Source organism: Kitasatospora sp. NPDC043949 (assembly GCF_056435365.1).
Map to the genome: position 1 here is coordinate 153784 of NZ_JBWKEQ010000004.1, position 17966 is coordinate 171749.

A 17966-nucleotide genomic window follows, 5' to 3' on the forward strand; every position below is an offset into this window, starting at 1 on the left:
TGTCCTCGCGTTGGGCCGGGCCGCCTTAAACTGTCCCCACCCCCCGGCCCAGGCCCCCGCTCGGGGCCCGGCGCTGGGTGCTGGTCCTCCTGCTGCTGCTGGTGTTCACGGTGGTGCGCAACCTGCCCGTCGGGGCGGGGCTGGCGCCCCTGCTGGTTTGATCGCCCACGCCGACGGGTAGCGACCCGCGCAGGCTCGCGCACCGGTCCACACCGGGGTCCGTACATCGGTCCACTTGGTCCGCACCGCGCGTTCGGGCGCCGCCGGAGAACCGGTGAAACCGCAGTTGGGAGCTGCCCAGGGGGGCGTCCGGCACGCGAGACGCACACCGGGCGGATGCGCCCCGCGCCCCCGGGTGCCGATACCATCGAAGTGCCGCCGGGCCACCGCCCGGACGGCTCGTCGCCGGCGAACGAACAGAAATGTTGGGGGCACTTCGCGTGAGCGAGCGAACCATTGACAGGTGCGTGTTGCGCGCAGCGCCTGCTGAGCGAAGCGAGGTGTGCGCATGAGTGTGCTCGACACGATCATCGAGGGGGTCCGCGAGGACCTCGCCGAACGACAGGCCCGGGTCTCCCTGGACCAGCTGAAGGAACTCGCCGCCAAGGCCCCCGAGGCCAAGGACGGCGTCGCCGCGCTCAAGGGCGACGGGGTCCGGGTGATCTGCGAGGTGAAGCGCTCCAGCCCGTCCAAGGGCGCGCTGGCCGCGATCGCCGACCCGGCCGCCCTGGCGGGCGACTACGCGGCCGGCGGCGCCGCCGCGATCAGCGTGCTCACCGAGCAGCGCCGTTTCGGCGGCTCGCTGGCCGACCTGGACGCCGTCCGCGCGGCGGTGGACACCCCGCTGCTGCGCAAGGACTTCATCGTCACCGCCTACCAGTTGTGGGAGGCCCGCGCGCACGGCGCCGACCTCGCGCTGCTGATCGTCGCCGCCCTCGACCAGTCGGCCCTGGTGTCGCTGATCGAGCGGGCCGAGTCGATCGGCCTCACCCCGCTGGTCGAGGTGCACGACGAGGAGGAGATCAAGCGCGCGGTGGACGCCGGGGCGCGGATCATCGGCGTCAACGCCCGCAACCTCAAGACCCTTGAGGTGGACCGCAACACCTTCGGCAACGTCGTCCACGCCATCCCGGACAGCGTCGTCAAGATCGCCGAGTCCGGCGTGCGCGGCCCGCTGGACGTGATCTCCTACGCCAACCTGGGCGCCGACGCCGTCCTGGTCGGCGAGTCCCTGGTGACCGGCAAGGACCCGCGCGCCGCGGTCGCCGACCTGGTCGCGGCCGGCGCCCACCCCGCCGTCCGGCACAAGGACTGACCCGCCGACATGAAGATCGCCACCCGCCTCGCCCCCGGTTGCCGCCCGCGCGGCTGCCGCGCGCCCGCACGCCGGGTGCTGGGGCGGCGGGTGCGCTACGTGATCGGCTGCGAGCCCGGGCAGGTGCCGGGCCGCCGATGGCGACGGACATCCGGCTGAGCCCAGCCACGAGACGTCCCTGTCGTCATCTCCCAAAGGACTCCACCATGTCCGAAAAGTCCGCGAAGGACTACCTGCCCGGCGCCCAGGTGCCGGACGCCCGAGGCTACTTCGGTGCCTACGGCGGCCGCTTCATCCCCGAGGCGCTGGTCGCCGCCGTCGAGCAGGTCGCCGAGGAGTACGAGAAGGCCAAGGCCGACCCGGCCTTCGCCGCCGAACTCGACGGCCTGCTCAAGGACTACACCGGCCGCCCGAGCCCGCTGACCGACGTGCACCGCTTCTCCGCCGAGGCGGGCGGCGCGCGCGTCCTGCTCAAGCGCGAGGACCTCAACCACACCGGCTCGCACAAGATCAACAACGTGCTGGGCCAGGCCCTGCTCACCCGGCGGATGGGCAAGACCCGGATCATCGCCGAGACCGGCGCCGGCCAGCACGGCGTGGCCACCGCCACCGCCTGCGCCCTGTTCGGCTTCGACTGCACCATCTACATGGGCGAGGTCGACACCCAGCGCCAGGCGCTGAACGTCGCCCGGATGCGGATGCTCGGCGCTGAGGTGGTGTCCGTCACCTCCGGCAGCCGCACCCTCAAGGACGCCATCAACGAGGCGTTCCGCGACTGGGTCGCCAACGTGGACTCCACCCACTACCTGTTCGGCACCGTGGCCGGCCCGCACCCCTTCCCGATGATGGTCCGCGACTTCCACCGGGTCATCGGCGTCGAGGCCCGCCAGCAGGTGCTCGACCGCACCGGGCGGCTGCCCGACGCCGTCGTCGCCTGCGTCGGCGGCGGCTCCAACGCGATGGGCATCTTCCACGAGTTCATCCCCGACGCCGGCGTGCGCCTGATCGGCTGCGAGGCCGCCGGCGAGGGCGCCGACACCCCCAAGCACGCCGCCACCCTCACCAAGGGCGACCCCGGCGTGCTGCACGGCTCGCGCACCTACGTCCTCCAGGACGAGGACGGCCAGACCATCGAGTCGCACTCCATCTCCGCCGGCCTCGACTACCCGGGCGTCGGCCCGGAGCACGCCTGGCTGAAGGACACCGGACGGGCCGAGTACCGCCCCGTCACCGACGACGCCGCCATGCAGGCGCTGCGGCTGCTGTCCCGCACCGAGGGCATCATCCCGGCCATCGAGAGCGCCCACGCGCTGGCCGGCGCCCTGGAGCTGGGCCGCGAGCTCGGGCCCGAGGCCACCATCCTGGTCTCGCTCTCCGGGCGCGGCGACAAGGACATGCACACCGCGGCCGAGTACTTCGGCCTGTACGACGAGCCGGCCGGCGGTTCGGCCCACGACGCGGCCCACGGGGGTAAGTGACCATGGCATCGAAGCTCAGTGGCATCCTGGCGGCAGCCAAGGCCGAGGACCGCGCCGCGCTGATCGGCTACCTGCCGGGCGGCTTCCCGACCGTCGACGGCGGCATCCGGGCGATCAACGCGCTGATCGAGGGCGGCTGCGACATCGTCGAGGTCGGCCTGCCGCACTCCGACCCGGTCCTGGACGGCGCCGTCATCCAGACCGCCGACGACATCGCGCTGCGCGGCGGCGTGCGGATCAAGGACGTGCTGCGCACCGTCCAGGAGGTCGCCACCGCGCACCCCGAGGCGGCGGTGCTGGTGATGACGTACTGGAACCCGGTCGACCGCTACGGCACCGCGCGCTTCGCCGCCGACCTCGCGGCCGCGGGCGGCGCCGGCTGCATCCTGCCGGACCTGCCGGTGGAGGAGTCCGAGGAGTGGCGCAAGGCGGCGGACGAGCACGGGCTGGACACCGTGTTCGTGGTCGCCCCCAGCAGCAAGGACCCGCGCCTGGCCGAGGTCACCGCGGCCGGCAGCGGCTTCGTCTACGCGGCCGCCGTGATGGGCGTGACCGGGACCCGCGCCCAGGTCGGTTCGCTTGCCGAGGACCTGGTCGCCCGCACCCGGGCCACCACCGACCTGCCGGTCTGCGTCGGCCTCGGCGTCTCCACCCCCGAGCAGGCCGCCGAGGTGGCGGGCTTCGCCGACGGCGTGATCGTGGGCTCCGCGTTCGTGAAGCGGATCCTGGAGGCCGGCGACGACGAGGCGGCCGCGCTGGACGCGGTGCGCGCCCTGGCCGGCGAGCTGGCGGCGGGCGTCCGTCGGCGCTGACCCTCGTACCACCTGACGGCCCGTCGCTCCCTCCGGGGGCGGCGGGCCGTCGCGCTTGTGTGCGCCCGGCTCGCCGGGCGGCGGCGCTCGCGCGGCCCCGAACGGGTGAACAGCTACGGGCACACGCATCAGGCGGGGTTGACCGGCGTTGAGTGGAGGGACGAGTGCACGAACGAGGTGCACGGGGGTTGCCGAGCGAGCGAAGGAGTGAGCCGGTGCCGGGTCTCCATCGGGCCGTTCTGCTGCGGGCGGCCGCCGCCGCGCTGGCGCTCGGCGCCGCCGTCGGAGCGCACACCGAGGTGGGGCAGGCGCTGGCCAAGCGCGGTGCCGAGCGGGCCGTGCGGGACGCGTACGCCTGCGCCGAGGCGGCCCGCTGGGACGCCGCCGAGCGGGCAGCCCACCCGCACCACGAGGGCCGCGCCGACCTGTTCGACCCCGGCCGCCCGCCCGGCTGCCGCTCCTGAGGGCCGCGCCGACCTGATCGACCAGGGGCGCCCGCCCGGCCTCCCGCCCGGTCACCCGCCCCTGAACGGACGTTCGCCGGATTCGGACACACCATCACCAGACGTCACCCATCCGGCTTAATTCCTGAATATGGAGGAACCGCCCTTCATCCCTTACGGTTCATCAGGAAGTGAACGAGTTTCCCGAGGGGGGTTCCCTGATGGCCGGCCCGGCAGCGCAGCCCGGTGACACGGCGCCCGCGCCGCCCGCCCGGCGGCCGGTGCAGGCCTGGAGTCCGTGGCTGGGCACCGTCGTCCGGCTCGGCCTCGCGGTGGTCTGGGGCTGGGCCGGCCTGGCCAAGATCGCCGACCCGGCGGAGGCCGCCCAGGCCGTCCGCGCCTACGAGATCCTGCCCGAGGGCCTGGTCAAGCCGGTCGGCTACGCCCTGCCCTTCCTGGAGCTGGCGCTCGCCCTGCTGCTGGTGATCGGCCTCGGCGTCCGGATCGTCGCCGGCGTCTCCGCGCTGCTGCTGCTCACCTTCATCGCCGGGATCGCCACCGCCTGGGCGCGCGGCATCTCGATCGACTGCGGCTGCTTCGGCGGCGGCGGGCACGTCGACGCCTCGCAGACCGAGTACCTCCAGGAGATCCTGCGCGACACCGGGTTCCTCCTGCTGGCCGGGTGGCTGCTGTGGCGGCCCCGCACCAGGTTCTCGGCGGACGGCTGGCTGGCGAGCTGACCGGCCGGCCCCGCCGCACCCCCACCCCACCCCACGAAGGCCCTCCCCGATTGTGGATGTCAAGGCAATGAGCGAGAAGAACCGAGAAGGCAAGCGCACCGCCCGCGAGCGGATGCTGGAGCAGCGGGCGGCCGACGAGGCCACGTCCAGGCGCAGGAAGAAGCTGTTGGTGGGCGGCGCGGTGCTCGTGGTGATCGCCGCCGCCGTGGTCACCGGCGTCGTGGTGCAGAACCAGCGCTCCAAGCCGGAGACCCCGGTCGCCGCCCCCGCCGGGACGATCGGCGACAAGAACCTGGTCATCCCGGCCGGCTCGGCCAACGCCCCGGCCGTCCTCACCGTCTACGAGGACCCGCGCTGCCCGGCCTGCGGGATCTTCGAGCGCGAGTTCTCCTCGACCGTCGACCAGCTGGAAGACGCCGGCAAGATCTACACCAACTACCACATCGTGTCGTTCATCGACCGGGCCGTCCCGGGCAAGGGCTCCAAGGCCGGCGCCAACGCGCTGGCCTGCGCCCAGGACGCCGGGCACTTCCGGGACTTCCACGACGTGCTGTACCGCAACCAGCCGGACGAGACCAGCGACGCCTTCGGCGACAAGGCCGTCCTGATCAACCTCGCCAAGCAGGTCAACGGTCTCGACACGCCCGCCTTCCAGGCCTGCGTCAACGACAACAAGTACGGCGGATGGGTGTCGTCCGTGCAGCAGGACTTCGACAAGTCCAGCTACAAGTCCACCCCGACCGTGCTGCTCAACGGCCAGCCGATCTACCCCAAGAACGGCGCCGAGGAGATCACCCCGGCGAACCTGGTGAAGTGGGTCGACGCCGCCAACCAGGGCAAGCAGCTGGGCACCGCGGGCTCCAACGGGCAGACCCCGGCGCCCACCAGCACCGCCTCGGAGGCCAACAACCCGTCGCCGACCGCGGGCTGAGCCCCGCACACCGCCGGGTGACCGCCGCCGTCTCCTCCCCGTCCGGAGGGGGCGGCGGCGCCGTTCCCGGTGCCCGTTGTTCGGTATCTGTGACCCCGGGGGTGCCCAGCAGGGGCCGCAGACCCTGTAGCGTCGGAACCGCCATGGATATCGCCTACATTCCCAGCCCGTCGCGGGGCGTCCTGTACCTCGGACCGGTCCCGCTGCGCGCCTACGCCTTCTGCATCATCCTCGGTGTCGTCGTGGCCGTCTGGCTCGGCAGCAAGCGCTGGGTCGCCCGGGGCGGTGCCAAGCACACGGTCGGCGACATCGCCGTCTGGGCCGTGCCCTTCGGCCTGGTCGGCGGCCGGCTGTACCACGTGATCACCGACCACCAGCTGTACTTCGGGGCCGGCAAGAACCCCTGGAACGCCTTCAAGATCTGGGAGGGCGGCCTCGGCATCTGGGGCGCCGTCGCGCTCGGCGCGGTCGGGGCCTGGATCGGCTGCCGCCGCCGGGGCGTGCCGCTGCCCGCGTACGCGGACGCCATCGCGCCGGGCATCGCGCTCGCGCAGGCGATGGGCCGCTGGGGCAACTACTTCAACCAGGAGCTGTACGGCCGGCCGACCACGCTGCCGTGGGGCCTGGAGATCGACAAGACGCTGCCGGGCGGCGAGGTCGTCAAGGGCGTCTACCACCCGACCTTCCTGTACGAGTCGATCTGGTGCGTCGGGGTCGCGCTGCTGGTCATCTGGGCCGACCGCCGCTTCAAGCTGGGGCACGGGCGGGCCTTCGCGCTGTACGTGGCCGCGTACACGGTGGGCCGGTTCTGGACCGAGTGGCTGCGGATCGACGAGGCGCACGTCTACTTCGGCCTGCGGCTGAACGACTGGACGTCGATCGTGGTGTTCATCGGCGCCGTGGTCTACCTGGTGGTCGTCGGCAAGAAGCGGCCCGGCCGGGAGGACCCGGCGAGCATCGACCCGCTGGCCGACGAGGAGGGCGAGGCGCGGGGCCCGTCCGACAAGGCGGCGGCGTCCGAGAAGGCCGCGGTGTCCGGCAAGGCCGCGGTGTCCGAGAAGTCGGGCAGGGCCGAGAAGGCCGAGAAGGCCGGCAAGGCGGCTTCGGCGGAGAAGGCCGCCGGGAAGCCCGCGCCGTCCGAGAAGGTCGCCGGGGCCGGTGAGACCGCCGAACTGTCTCAGTCCACGGACGAAAAGGCGGACGCGGAGGCAGCCTCCGAAGCCGTCGAGAGCGCCGACAAGAATGCCAAGAACCTGACCTGACCTGGGAGTTACCCCCGCTTCGGCCGCCCGCGCGATGCTCGCGCAGGGCGGCCGAAGCGCTGTTCGGACAGCCTTACTTTGCTGGAAATGCGCAGGTCAGACGGTCTACGGTCGGGGCAGACGAATCGAACGGAGGGGAACTGCCGTGAGCGCGACCACCCTGGAGCCCGAGGCCGGGCACCACCCCCGCATACCCGCTGCCGGGCACCACCGGGACGTGAACGGAGGCTGGCTGCGGCCCGCCGTGTTCGGGGCGATGGACGGCCTGGTCTCCAACTTCGCGCTGATGACCGGCGTGGTCGGCGGCTCGGTGTCCAGCGGCACGGTGGTGCTGACCGGGCTCGCCGGGCTGGCGGCCGGCGCCTGCTCGATGGCGGCGGGGGAGTACACCTCGGTGGCCTCGCAGGCCGAGCTGGTGCAGGCCGAGATCGAGGCCGAGCGGCTGGAGCTGAGCCGCAACCCGCACGGCGAGCTGGCCGAGCTGGCGCAGCTGTACATCGCCCGCGGGGTGGAGCCGGACCTCGCCCACGAGGTGGCCCGGCAGCTGTCCGCCAATCCGGACCAGGCCCTGGAGATCCACGCCCGGGAGGAGCTGGGCATCGACCCGAACGACCTGCCGTCACCGTGGGTGGCCGCCGGGTCGTCCTTCGTCTGCTTCGCGGTGGGCGCGCTGCTGCCGCTGCTGCCGTACCTGCTGGGGGCGACCTCGCTGGTGCCGGCGCTGCTGCTGTCGGTGGTGGGGCTGTTCCTGTGCGGCGCGGTGGTGGCGCGGGTGACGGCGCGCAGCTGGTGGTTCAGCGGGCTGCGGCAGCTGGTGCTGGGCGGGGCGGCGGCCGGGGTGACGTACCTGCTGGGGTGGCTGATCGGCGGGCACGTCGGCTAGGCACCGGGGCGCCTGGGCCGTCGGCCGGCGTGTGTGACGACCCGGAGGAGTGCATGACTATGCCGGGAAGTGCGTGACGTTCCGCACACGGCTGCCGGGTGGTGCCTGGCCTAGTCTCACCATTCGGGCCTCGGGGCCGAGGATTCGCATCCGTGGGTGATCCCTCGGGATCGATTCACAGGCGTCCTTGATCGTCCCGTGTGGCGATCGGGTTTCGCCCCTGTTTCAGGCGGCCGACCGCCGGGCACAATCGAGGGGACGCGCATTGTGGCGCGTCCTCTCATTCCCCCCTTGACCTGCGGATCAGTCCGCCATGTGGACGAGATATTCCACTTCCCGGGATCTTGGGCATCATGTAACTTGCACGAAATCGCATCAGGGCCAACGTCGTCCCTCCTTGCACCACACAGCCGAAAGACGACGACGGGAGAGCCGATGCTGCCTGCATCCATGCACTCCGCCAACGAGCCCCAGGCCGGCGCAGCCCGCCAGCCGTACGCGCTCGTTCCGGATGCGCGACCTACCGCTCAGGGCCTGTACGACCCGCGAAACGAGCACGACGCCTGCGGCGTCGGTTTCGTCGCCACGCTGACCGGCATCGCCGACCACACCATCGTCGAACAGGCGCTGACCGTCCTGCGCAACCTGGAGCACCGCGGCGCCACCGGCGCCGAGCCGGACTCCGGTGACGGCGCCGGCATCCTCACCCAGATCCCGGACGCCTTCCTGCGCGGCAAGGTCGACTTCGAGCTCCCCGCCGCCGGCTCCTACGCGGTCGGCATCGCCTTCCTGCCCGACGAGGACGCCGCCGACGCGGACGCCGTCGCCCGGATCGAGGCCATCGCGGCCGAGGAGGACCTCACCGTCCTCGGCTGGCGCGACGTCCCCGTCACCCCGGACCTGCTCGGCGCCACCGCCCGCGGCGTCATGCCGCGCTTCCGGCAGCTCTTCCTCGCCAAGGAGGGCCTGGCCGGGATCGAGCTCGACCGGACCGCCTTCGTCGTCCGCAAGCGCTCCGAGCGCGAGGTCGGGGTCTACTTCCCGTCGCTGTCCGCGCGCACCATCGTCTACAAGGGCATGCTGACCACCGGCCAGCTGGAGCCCTTCTTCCCCGACCTGTCGGACCGCTCCTACGCCTCCGCCGTCGGCCTGGTGCACTCGCGCTTCTCCACCAACACCTTCCCGAGCTGGCCGCTCGCCCACCCGTACCGCTTCGTCGCCCACAACGGCGAGATCAACACGGTCAAGGGCAACCGCAACTGGATGAGCGCCCGCGAGTCCCAGCTCGCCACCGACCTCATCCCCGCCGACCGCAACGGCCGGGGCCTGGAGCGGATCTTCCCGGTCTGCACCCCGGAGCACTCCGACTCCGCCTCCTTCGACGAGGTCCTGGAGCTGCTCCACCTCGGCGGCCGCTCGCTGCCGCACTCGGTGCTGATGATGATCCCGGAGGCGTGGGAGAACCACGCCACCATGGACCCGGCCCGCCGGGCCTTCTACCAGTACCACTCCAACCTGATGGAGCCCTGGGACGGCCCGGCCTGCGTCACCTTCACCGACGGCACCCAGATCGGCGCCGTGCTCGACCGCAACGGCCTGCGCCCGGCCCGCTACTGGATCACCGAGGACGGCCTCGTCGTCCTCTCCTCCGAGGTCGGCGTGCTCGACATCGACCAGGAGAAGGTCGCCAAGAAGGGCCGCCTCCAGCCCGGCCGGATGTTCCTCGTCGACACCGCCGAGGGCCGCATCGTCGGGGACGAGGAGATCAAGTCCTCCCTCGCCGCCGAGCACCCCTACGCGGAGTGGGTCGCCGCCGGGCAGATCCAGCTCGCCAAGCTGCCCGAGCGCGAGCACATCTTCCACACCCACGCCTCGGTCACCCGCCGCCAGCAGACCTTCGGCTACACCGAGGAGGAGCTGCGGGTCATCCTCGCGCCGATGGCCAAGACCGGCGGCGAGGCGCTCGGCTCGATGGGCACCGACTCGCCGATCGCCGCGCTCAGCGAGAAGCCGCGCCTGCTCTTCGACTACTTCGTCCAGCTCTTCGCGCAGGTCACCAACCCGCCGCTGGACGCCATCCGCGAGGAGCTCGTCACCTCGCTGCTCAGCAACCTCGGCCCCGAGGGCAACCTGCTGGCCGCCGAGGCCGCCGCCTGCCGCTCGGTCGGCATCACCTTCCCGGTGATCGACAACGACGAGCTGGCCAAGCTCGTCCACATCAACCACGACGGCGACCAGCCCGGCCTCAAGGCCGTCACGCTCTCCGGCCTCTACAAGGTCGCCGCCGGCGGCCAGGGCCTGGCCGCCCGGCTGGCCGAGATCGCCGCCGAGGCCGACGCCGCGATCGCCGACGGCGCCCGGATCGTCGTGCTCTCCGACCGGCACTCCGACGCCGAGCACGCCCCGATCCCCTCGCTGCTGCTCACCTCCGCGATCCACCACCACCTCATCCGCACCAAGCAGCGCACCCAGGTGTCGCTGCTGGTCGAGGCCGGCGACGTCCGCGAGGTGCACCACGTCGCGCTGCTGATCGGCTACGGCGCCGGCGCCGTCAACCCGTACCTGGCCATGGAGTCCGTCGAGGACCTCGTCGCCCAGAAGGTGTTCATCCAGGGCGTCGAGCCCGAGAAGGCCATCAAGAACCTGATCAAGGCGCTCGGCAAGGGCGTGCTCAAGGTCATGTCCAAGATGGGCATCTCGACCGTCGCCTCCTACCGCGGCGCCCAGGTCTTCGAGGCCATCGGCCTCTCCCAGGAGCTGGTCGACGGCTACTTCGCCGGCACCACCACCAAGCTCGGCGGCATCGGCCTGGAGGAGATCGCCAAGGAGACCGCCGCCCGCCACGCCAAGGCCTACCCGGCCTCCGGCATCCCGGCCGCGCACCGCGCGCTGGAGATCGGCGGCGAGTACCAGTGGCGCCGCGAGGGCGAACCGCACCTGTTCGACCCGGACACCGTCTTCCGGCTCCAGCACTCCACCCGCAACCGCCGGTACGACATCTTCAAGCAGTACACGGACCGGGTGAACGAGCAGTCCACCCGCCTGATGACGCTGCGCGGCCTGTTCCAGCTGGACGCCCTCGGCCGGACCCCGATCCCGGTCGAGGAGGTCGAGCCGGTCTCCGAGATCGTCAAGCGCTTCTCCACCGGCGCCATGTCGTACGGCTCCATCTCCCTGGAGGCGCACGAGACCCTCGCCATCGCGATGAACCGCCTCGGCGGCAAGTCCAACACCGGCGAGGGCGGCGAGGACCCGGACCGCCTGTACGACCCGCAGCGCCGCTCGGCCATCAAGCAGGTCGCCTCCGGCCGCTTCGGCGTCACCTCCGAGTACCTGGTCAACGCCGACGACATCCAGATCAAGATGGCCCAGGGCGCCAAGCCCGGCGAGGGCGGCCAGCTGCCCGGCCACAAGGTCTACCCGTGGGTCGCCAAGACCCGGCACTCCACCCCGGGTGTCGGCCTGATCTCGCCGCCGCCGCACCACGACATCTACTCGATCGAGGACCTGGCGCAGCTCATCCACGACCTCAAGAACGCCAACCCGGCCGCCCGCATCCACGTGAAGCTGGTGTCCGAGGTCGGCGTCGGCACGGTCGCCGCGGGCGTCTCCAAGGCGCACGCCGACGTGGTGCTGGTCTCCGGGCACGACGGCGGTACCGGCGCCTCCCCGCTGACCTCGCTGAAGCACGCGGGCGGCCCCTGGGAGCTCGGCCTCGCCGAGACCCAGCAGACCCTGCTGCTCAACGGCCTGCGCGACCGCATCGTCGTGCAGACCGACGGCCAGCTCAAGACCGGCCGCGACGTCGTCATCGCCGCGCTGCTCGGCGCCGAGGAGTTCGGCTTCGCCACCGCGCCGCTGGTCGTCTCCGGCTGCATCATGATGCGCGTCTGCCACCTGGACACCTGCCCGGTCGGCGTCGCCACCCAGAACCCGGTGCTGCGCGAGCGCTTCTCCGGCAAGCCCGAGTTCGTGGTCAACTTCTTCGAGTTCATCGCCGAGGAGGTTCGGGAGATCCTCGCCGAGCTGGGCTTCCGCACGATCGAGGAGGCCGTCGGCCACGCCGAGCACATCAACGCCGCCGCCGCCGTCGACCACTGGAAGGCCGCCGGGCTCGACCTGGCCCCGCTCTTCCACGTCCCGCAGCTGCCCGAGGGCGCGGCCCGCCACCGCACCACCTCCCAGGACCACGCGCTCGACAAGGCCCTGGACAACCAGCTGATCACGCTCGCCGAGGACGCCCTGGAGCGCGGCGAGACCGTCCGCATCCAGCTGCCGATCCGCAACGTCAACCGCACCGTCGGCACCATGCTCGGCCACGAGGTGACCAAGCGCTACCGCGGCGAGGGCCTGCCCGAGGGCACCATCGACGTCACCTTCACCGGCTCCGCCGGGCAGTCCTTCGGCGCCTTCGTGCCGCGCGGCGTGACCCTGCGGCTGGAGGGCGACGCCAACGACTACGTCGGCAAGGGCCTCTCCGGCGGTGTCGTGATCGTCCGCCCGGCCCGCGACGCCGCGGCCATCGGCAACGACGCGCAGAACCACGTCATCGCCGGCAACACCATCGGCTACGGCGCCACCTCCGGCCGGATCCACCTGCGCGGCAAGGCCGGCGAGCGCTTCGCCGTCCGCAACTCCGGCGCCACCCTGGTCGTCGAGGGCGTGGGCGACCACGGCCTGGAGTACATGACCGGCGGCCGGGTCGTCATCCTCGGCGAGACCGGGCGCAACCTGGCGGCCGGCATGTCCGGCGGCATCGCCTACGTCCTGGACCTGCGCCCCGCGAACGTCAACGACGGCCTGGTGGGCATCGAGGCCCCCTCCGCCGCCGACCGCGACTGGCTGCGCGAGACCGTGCAGCAGCACTACGAGGAGACCGGCTCCACCGTCGCCGCCGAACTCCTGGCCGACTGGGGCAGCGGGGTCTCCCGCTTCTCCACGATCATGCCGACCGACTACAAGGCAGTGCTCGCCGCCAAGGACGCCGCTGAGCGCGATGGCCTCTCCGAGGCCGAGACCACTCGCAAGATGATGGAGGCGGCTAATGGCTGACCCCAAGGGCTTCCTGACCACGCCCAAGCAGCTGGCCGAGCGGCGCCCCGTCGACGTGCGCCTGCGGGACTGGAACGAGGTCTACGTCGAGCGCAGCCTCCTGCCGATCATCACCGAGCAGGCCGGCCGCTGCATGGACTGCGGCATCCCGTTCTGCCACAACGGCTGCCCGCTCGGGAACCTCATCCCCGAGTGGAACGACCTCGCCTACCGGGACGACTTCGTCGGCGCGATCGAGCGGCTGCACGCGACCAACAACTTCCCGGAGTTCACCGGCCGCCTCTGCCCGGCGCCCTGCGAGTCGGCCTGCGTGCTCGGCATCAACCAGGACGCGGTGACCATCAAGAACGTCGAGGTCACCATCATCGACAAGGCCTGGGACCGCGGCGGCGTCACGCCGCAGGTCCCGGAGCGGCTGTCCGGCAAGACCGTCGCCGTCGTCGGCTCCGGCCCGGCCGGCCTGGCCGTCGCCCAGCAGCTCACCCGGGCCGGGCACACCGTCGTCGTGTACGAGCGCGCCGACCGCGTCGGCGGCCTGCTGCGCTACGGCATCCCCGAGTTCAAGATGGAGAAGCGCCACATCAACCGCCGCGTCGAGCAGATGCGCGCGGAGGGCACCCGCTTCCGCACCGGCGTGCACGTCGGCGAGGACATCACCGGCCAGCAGCTGCGCGAGCGCTTCGACGCCGTCGTCGTCGCCGCCGGCGCCACCACCGCGCGCGACCTGGCGGTGCCCGGGCGCGAGCTCAAGGGCGTCCACCAGGCCATGGAGTACCTGCCGCTGGCCAACAAGGTGCAGGAGGGCGACTTCGTCGAGTCGCCGATCAGCGCCAAGGGCAAGCACGTCGTCGTCATCGGCGGCGGCGACACCGGCGCCGACTGCGTCGGCACCGCCCACCGCCAGGGCGCGGCCTCCGTCACCCAGCTGGAGATCATGCCGCGGCCCTCCGAGGAGCGCCCCGGCCACCAGCCCTGGCCGACCATGCCGATGACCTACAAGGTCACCTCCGCGCACGAGGAGGGCGGCGAGCGAATCTACTCCGTGAACACCACCCACTTCACCGGCTCCGCCCCCGAAGAGGGACAGACGGTCGGCAACGTCCAGGAGCTGCACCTCGTCGAGGTCGAGTTCAAGGACGGCCGCTTCGAGCCCGTCCCCGGCACCGAGCGGGCCATCCCGGCGCAGCTCGTCACCCTGGCCATGGGCTTCACCGGCACCGACGTCCGCAACGGCCTGGTCGAGCAGCTCGGCGTGGACCTGGACGCGCGCGGTAACATTGGCCGCGACGGCCGGTTCGCCACCAATGTCGATGGCGTGTACGTCTGCGGAGACGCCGGCCGCGGTCAGTCGCTGATCGTCTGGGCCATCGCGGAAGGCCGCTCGGCCGCAGCCGCGGTGGACAAGTACCTCGGCGGCAAGACCCCACTGCCGGCCCCGATCCGTCCCACCGACCGCCCGCTGGTCGTCTGACGGGCCGACCGGCCCCCCTGAACCCCCGGTGCCGCATCGCCGGGAGCTCAACCCGCTGCCCCCGCCAGCGTCGCCGGGCCAACGCGGTCTCCTGGCGCCTGCCCTCTTCCCCGACCAGTTGGAGGGCGGGCGCCGTCGCGTTCCCCCGGGCGGTCCGCCGCCTTACCCCGAAGATGGCAGGCCCGTCAAGGGCCGTGTCAACTCTCAGACATTTCCCAGGACTTGGGTCTACCGTAGGCCCGTTCCGGACGCCGCGCGGGAGGGCCTGACCGGACGGACTGTTGTTCGTCGGTACCAGGTGGCAGACTGCCGCCGACGGCCGGGGGGCTGCTGCGCGAGTGCGGAGGTTGACGCGATGAGCACGACTCAGACAAGCGGAGGCGCCACGGTACGGCGCCTGCTGCTCGGCACCCAGCTGCGCAAGCTCCGCGAGGCCAGGGGCGTCAGCCGCGAGGAGGCCGGCTACTCGATCCGCGCCTCCGAGTCCAAGATCAGCCGGATGGAACTCGGCCGGGTCGGCTTCAAGGAACGCGACGTCGCCGACCTGCTCACCCTGTACGGCGTCGAGGCCGAGCAGGAGCGCGCCACCGTCCTCGGACTCGTCCGGGATGCCAACGCCACCTCCTGGTGGCACGAGTACGGCGACGTGCTGCCCGCCTGGTTCCAGAACTACGTCGGCCTGGAAGAAGCCGTCGCCGAGATCCGCAGCTACGAGGTCCAGTTCGTCCACGGGCTGCTCCAGACCGCCGACTACGCCCGCGCCGTCATCGCCGCCGGCGGCCACGTCACCGACCCCGGCGAGATCGAACGCCGCGTCGAGGTCCGGCTCAAACGCCAGGCCCTGCTCACCGCCGAGAGCGGCCCCCGCCTGCTCGCGATCCTCGACGAGGCCGCGCTGCGCCGCCCCTGGGGCGGCCCCGAGCTGATGCGCAACCAGATCGACCGGCTGCTGGAACTCGGTGAACTGCCCAACGTCCGGCTCCGGGTGCTGCCGCTGGGCTGCGCCGGACTGAGCGCAGAGAGCGGCGCCTTCACCGTGCTCGGCTTCGCCGAACCCGAACTCGCCGACGTCGTCTACGTCGAACAGTTCACCACCGCGCTCTACCTCGACAAGCCGGCCGAGGTCGCCGAGTACCGCCACGCCATGGAAGGGCTGCTCGCCGACAGCCTCGACCCCGAACAGACCCGGCAGCTCCTGTACTCCGTACGCCAAGAGCTCTGAGACGTCAGTACGATGATGCCCAATCAGACCGGGCCGTAGCGGCTCGCCCGCCGACGTTCCCCGAACCGGCACGAGAGGGATCAGATGTCGTACTTCTCCGAGTTGGCGCTGCAGTACATCGACGGCGAATGGTGCAGCGGCAGCGGCTCCTGGGACATCGTCGACGTCGACCCCTACACCGGCGACAAGCTCGCCACCATCACCGTCGCCACCATCGCCGAGGTCGACCGGGCCTACCGGGCCGCCGAGCGGGCCCAGAAGCAGTGGGCCGCCACCACCCCCTACGCCCGCCGGCTCGTCTTCGAACGCGTGCTGCGCCTGATCGAGGAACGCGAGGAGGAGATCACCCGCGCCATCATGGCCGAGCTCGGCGGCACCGCGCTCAAGGCCGCCTTCGAGCTCTCCCTGGTCAAGGACATGCTGCGGGACTGCCTGCGGGTGTCCCTGGGCCTGGAGGGCCGGCTGCTGCCCTCGATCACGCAGGGCCAGGAGAACCGCCTCTACCGGCTGCCGGTCGGCGTCGTCGGCGTGATCAGCCCGTTCAACTTCCCGCTGTACCTCTCGATCAAGGCCGTCGCCCCCGCCCTCGCACTCGGCAACGGCGTGGTGCTCAAGCCGCACCAGGAGACCCCGATCGTCGGCGGCACCCTGATCGCCCGGCTCTTCGAGGAGGCGGGCCTGCCGGCCGGGCTGTTCAACGTCGTGGTCACCGACATCGCCGAGATCGGCGACGCCTTCATCGAGCACCCGGTGCCCAAGGTCATCGCCTTCACCGGCTCCGACCGGATCGGCCGGCACGTCGCCACCGTCGCCGCCGCCAACTTCAAGCGCACCGTGCTCGAACTCGGCGGCAACAGCGCGCTGATCGTGCTCGACGACGCCGACCTCGACTACGCCGTGGACGCCGCCGTGTTCAGCCGCTTCGCCCACCAGGGCCAGGTCTGCATGGCCGCCAACCGCATCCTCGTCGACCGCTCCGTCGAGGCCGAGTTCACCGCCAAGTTCGTCGCGAAGGTCTCCTCGCTCACCGTCGGCGACCCCAAGGACCCGGCCACCCAGATCGGCCCGCTGATCAACCCCGTCCAGGCCGACACCATCACCGCCCAGGTCGACCAGGCCATCGCCGCCGGCGCCACCGCACTGCTGCGCGGCACCACGGTCGGCAGCCTGATGGAGCCCGTCGTCCTCACCGGGCTGGCCGAGGACGCGCCGATCCTCCAACGCGAACTCTTCGGCCCGGTCGTCCTCGTGGTGCCCTTCGACGGCGAGGACGAGGCCGTCCGGCTCGCCAACGACAGCCCCTTCGGGCTCAGCGGCGCGGTGCACACCGGCGACGTCGAGCGCGGCGTCCGGGTCGCGCACCGGATCGAGACCGGCATGATCCACGTCAACGGCGGGACCATCGCCGACGAGCCGGCGGTGCCGTTCGGCGGGGAGAAGAACTCCGGCATCGGGCGGCTCAACGGGGAGTCCACGGTGGACGCGTTCACCACCGTGAAGTGGATCTCCGTCCAGCACGGGCGCACCGCCTTCCCGTTCTGAGCGGTGCCGTTCCGGGCGTTTCTGTTCCGGGTGTTTCTGTTCTGACGGTGCCGCCTCGGGCGGTGCGGGTCGCCCGGCGGCAGCCGCCGGGCGACCTGATCGGTCAGGCCGGGTAACGGATGAGACCGTCGGTGGCGAGCTCGAAGCCGAAGGGGGCGGGGATCGGCACCCGGTCGCCGAAGCTGCCGGTCCAGCGTTGGCGGTAGGCGCCGTCGGAGGGCTCGGAGTAGAGGGTGATGTCGCCCTTGCGCGGATCGATCAGCAGGTACAGCGGGATCCGCATCTGCGGGTAGTCGCGCACCTTGCCGACCAGGTCGTTCTCCGGGTTCGACGGCGAGACGATCTCCACCGCGATCGCCGCCTCCTCGGCCGGCACCTCGTTGCCGCCCAGTTCGACGACCGAGATCGGGATGTAGGTCAGGTCGGGGTTGCGCAGCTTGCCCACGTTCGGCGACGCCAGATCGGTGTTCTCGCTCGGCATCAGGTCGGACGGGCGGCGCGCGTCGAACTGCTCGCGGATGAGCAGCAGGTTGCGCTGGTGGATCACCGATGGGCCGGCCATCATGATGATCTCGTCGCCGGAGATCTCGATCTTCCACCCGGCCGGAGGCGTCAGGCTCTGCGCGTAGGCCAGCAGCCGCGCGTGGCGCTCTGGGATCTGGAACTCGCTCATGGCCCCATTCTTCCACTGCGAACAGCACGAAGGCCGTCGGGGGGGGGGGGGGGGGGGGGGGGGGGGGGGGGGGGGGGGGGGGGGGGGGAGAGGGGGGGGGGGGGGGGGGGGGGGGTTGCTCGGGCGCGATCATCGCGCACGG

General features: G+C 71.8%; 14 protein-coding genes. 13 read left to right on the top strand and 1 reads right to left on the bottom strand.

What is annotated here, in order from left to right:
- The first annotated feature begins 508 nt into the window (after window positions 1-508).
- From trpC to AC07AL_RS05835, 13 genes are all read left to right on the top strand, one after another.
- Window positions 509-1315 (top strand): indole-3-glycerol phosphate synthase TrpC, encoded by an 807-nt coding sequence (trpC, locus tag AC07AL_RS05775; RefSeq protein ID WP_363618933.1) that lies wholly within the window; start codon window positions 509-511, stop codon window positions 1313-1315.
- 9 nt (window positions 1316-1324) lie between these two features.
- The gene (gene trpM / locus AC07AL_RS05780; protein ID WP_167745855.1) at window positions 1325-1474 is read left to right on the top strand and encodes a tryptophan biosynthesis modulator TrpM; all 150 of its coding nucleotides are present in this window, start codon (window positions 1325-1327) and stop codon (window positions 1472-1474) included.
- Between the two features lie 47 nt (window positions 1475-1521).
- Complete coding sequence (gene trpB, locus AC07AL_RS05785) at window positions 1522-2793, top strand: tryptophan synthase subunit beta (protein ID WP_363582798.1); 1272 nt, start codon at window positions 1522-1524, stop codon at window positions 2791-2793.
- Window positions 2794-2795: 2 nt separating this feature from the next.
- The gene (gene trpA / locus AC07AL_RS05790; RefSeq protein WP_363582796.1) at window positions 2796-3605 is read left to right on the top strand and encodes a tryptophan synthase subunit alpha; all 810 of its coding nucleotides are present in this window, start codon (window positions 2796-2798) and stop codon (window positions 3603-3605) included.
- Between the two features lie 215 nt (window positions 3606-3820).
- The gene (locus AC07AL_RS05795) at window positions 3821-4069 is read left to right on the top strand and encodes a hypothetical protein (protein ID WP_350885697.1); all 249 of its coding nucleotides are present in this window, start codon (window positions 3821-3823) and stop codon (window positions 4067-4069) included.
- A 200-nt stretch (window positions 4070-4269) separates the two neighbouring features.
- On the top strand, window positions 4270-4788 hold the full coding sequence (locus AC07AL_RS05800) for a MauE/DoxX family redox-associated membrane protein (protein WP_363582794.1): 519 nt from the start codon (window positions 4270-4272) through the stop codon (window positions 4786-4788).
- A 67-nt stretch (window positions 4789-4855) separates the two neighbouring features.
- Window positions 4856-5719, top strand: coding sequence for a DsbA family protein (locus AC07AL_RS05805; RefSeq protein ID WP_363582792.1), 864 nt, complete (start codon window positions 4856-4858; stop codon window positions 5717-5719).
- Between the two features lie 143 nt (window positions 5720-5862).
- Window positions 5863-6981: a prolipoprotein diacylglyceryl transferase gene (lgt, locus tag AC07AL_RS05810; RefSeq protein WP_363582790.1), complete on the top strand. Its 1119-nt coding sequence runs from the start codon at window positions 5863-5865 to the stop codon at window positions 6979-6981.
- Between the two features lie 160 nt (window positions 6982-7141).
- On the top strand, window positions 7142-7864 hold the full coding sequence (locus tag AC07AL_RS05815) for a VIT1/CCC1 transporter family protein (RefSeq protein ID WP_363583022.1): 723 nt from the start codon (window positions 7142-7144) through the stop codon (window positions 7862-7864).
- Window positions 7865-8314: 450 nt separating this feature from the next.
- The gene (gene gltB / locus AC07AL_RS05820; protein WP_478317025.1) at window positions 8315-12916 is read left to right on the top strand and encodes a glutamate synthase large subunit; all 4602 of its coding nucleotides are present in this window, start codon (window positions 8315-8317) and stop codon (window positions 12914-12916) included.
- Window positions 12909-14387, top strand: a complete 1479-nt coding sequence (locus tag AC07AL_RS05825) for a glutamate synthase subunit beta (protein ID WP_363582788.1) — start codon at window positions 12909-12911, stop codon at window positions 14385-14387. Before gltB ends, AC07AL_RS05825 begins: the two co-directional genes overlap by 8 nt.
- A gap of 355 nt (window positions 14388-14742) precedes the next feature.
- Entirely contained in the window at window positions 14743-15609 is an 867-nt protein-coding gene (locus AC07AL_RS05830; protein WP_363368552.1) for a helix-turn-helix domain-containing protein, read from the top strand.
- 84 nt (window positions 15610-15693) lie between these two features.
- Window positions 15694-17151, top strand: coding sequence for an aldehyde dehydrogenase family protein (locus tag AC07AL_RS05835; protein WP_363582786.1), 1458 nt, complete (start codon window positions 15694-15696; stop codon window positions 17149-17151).
- 103 nt (window positions 17152-17254) lie between these two features.
- On the opposite strand, the gene AC07AL_RS05840 is transcribed toward AC07AL_RS05835, so the two are convergent.
- The gene (locus AC07AL_RS05840) at window positions 17255-17824 is read right to left on the bottom strand and encodes a Uma2 family endonuclease (protein WP_363633378.1); all 570 of its coding nucleotides are present in this window, start codon (window positions 17822-17824) and stop codon (window positions 17255-17257) included.
- Window positions 17825-17966: the final 142 nt, after the last annotated feature.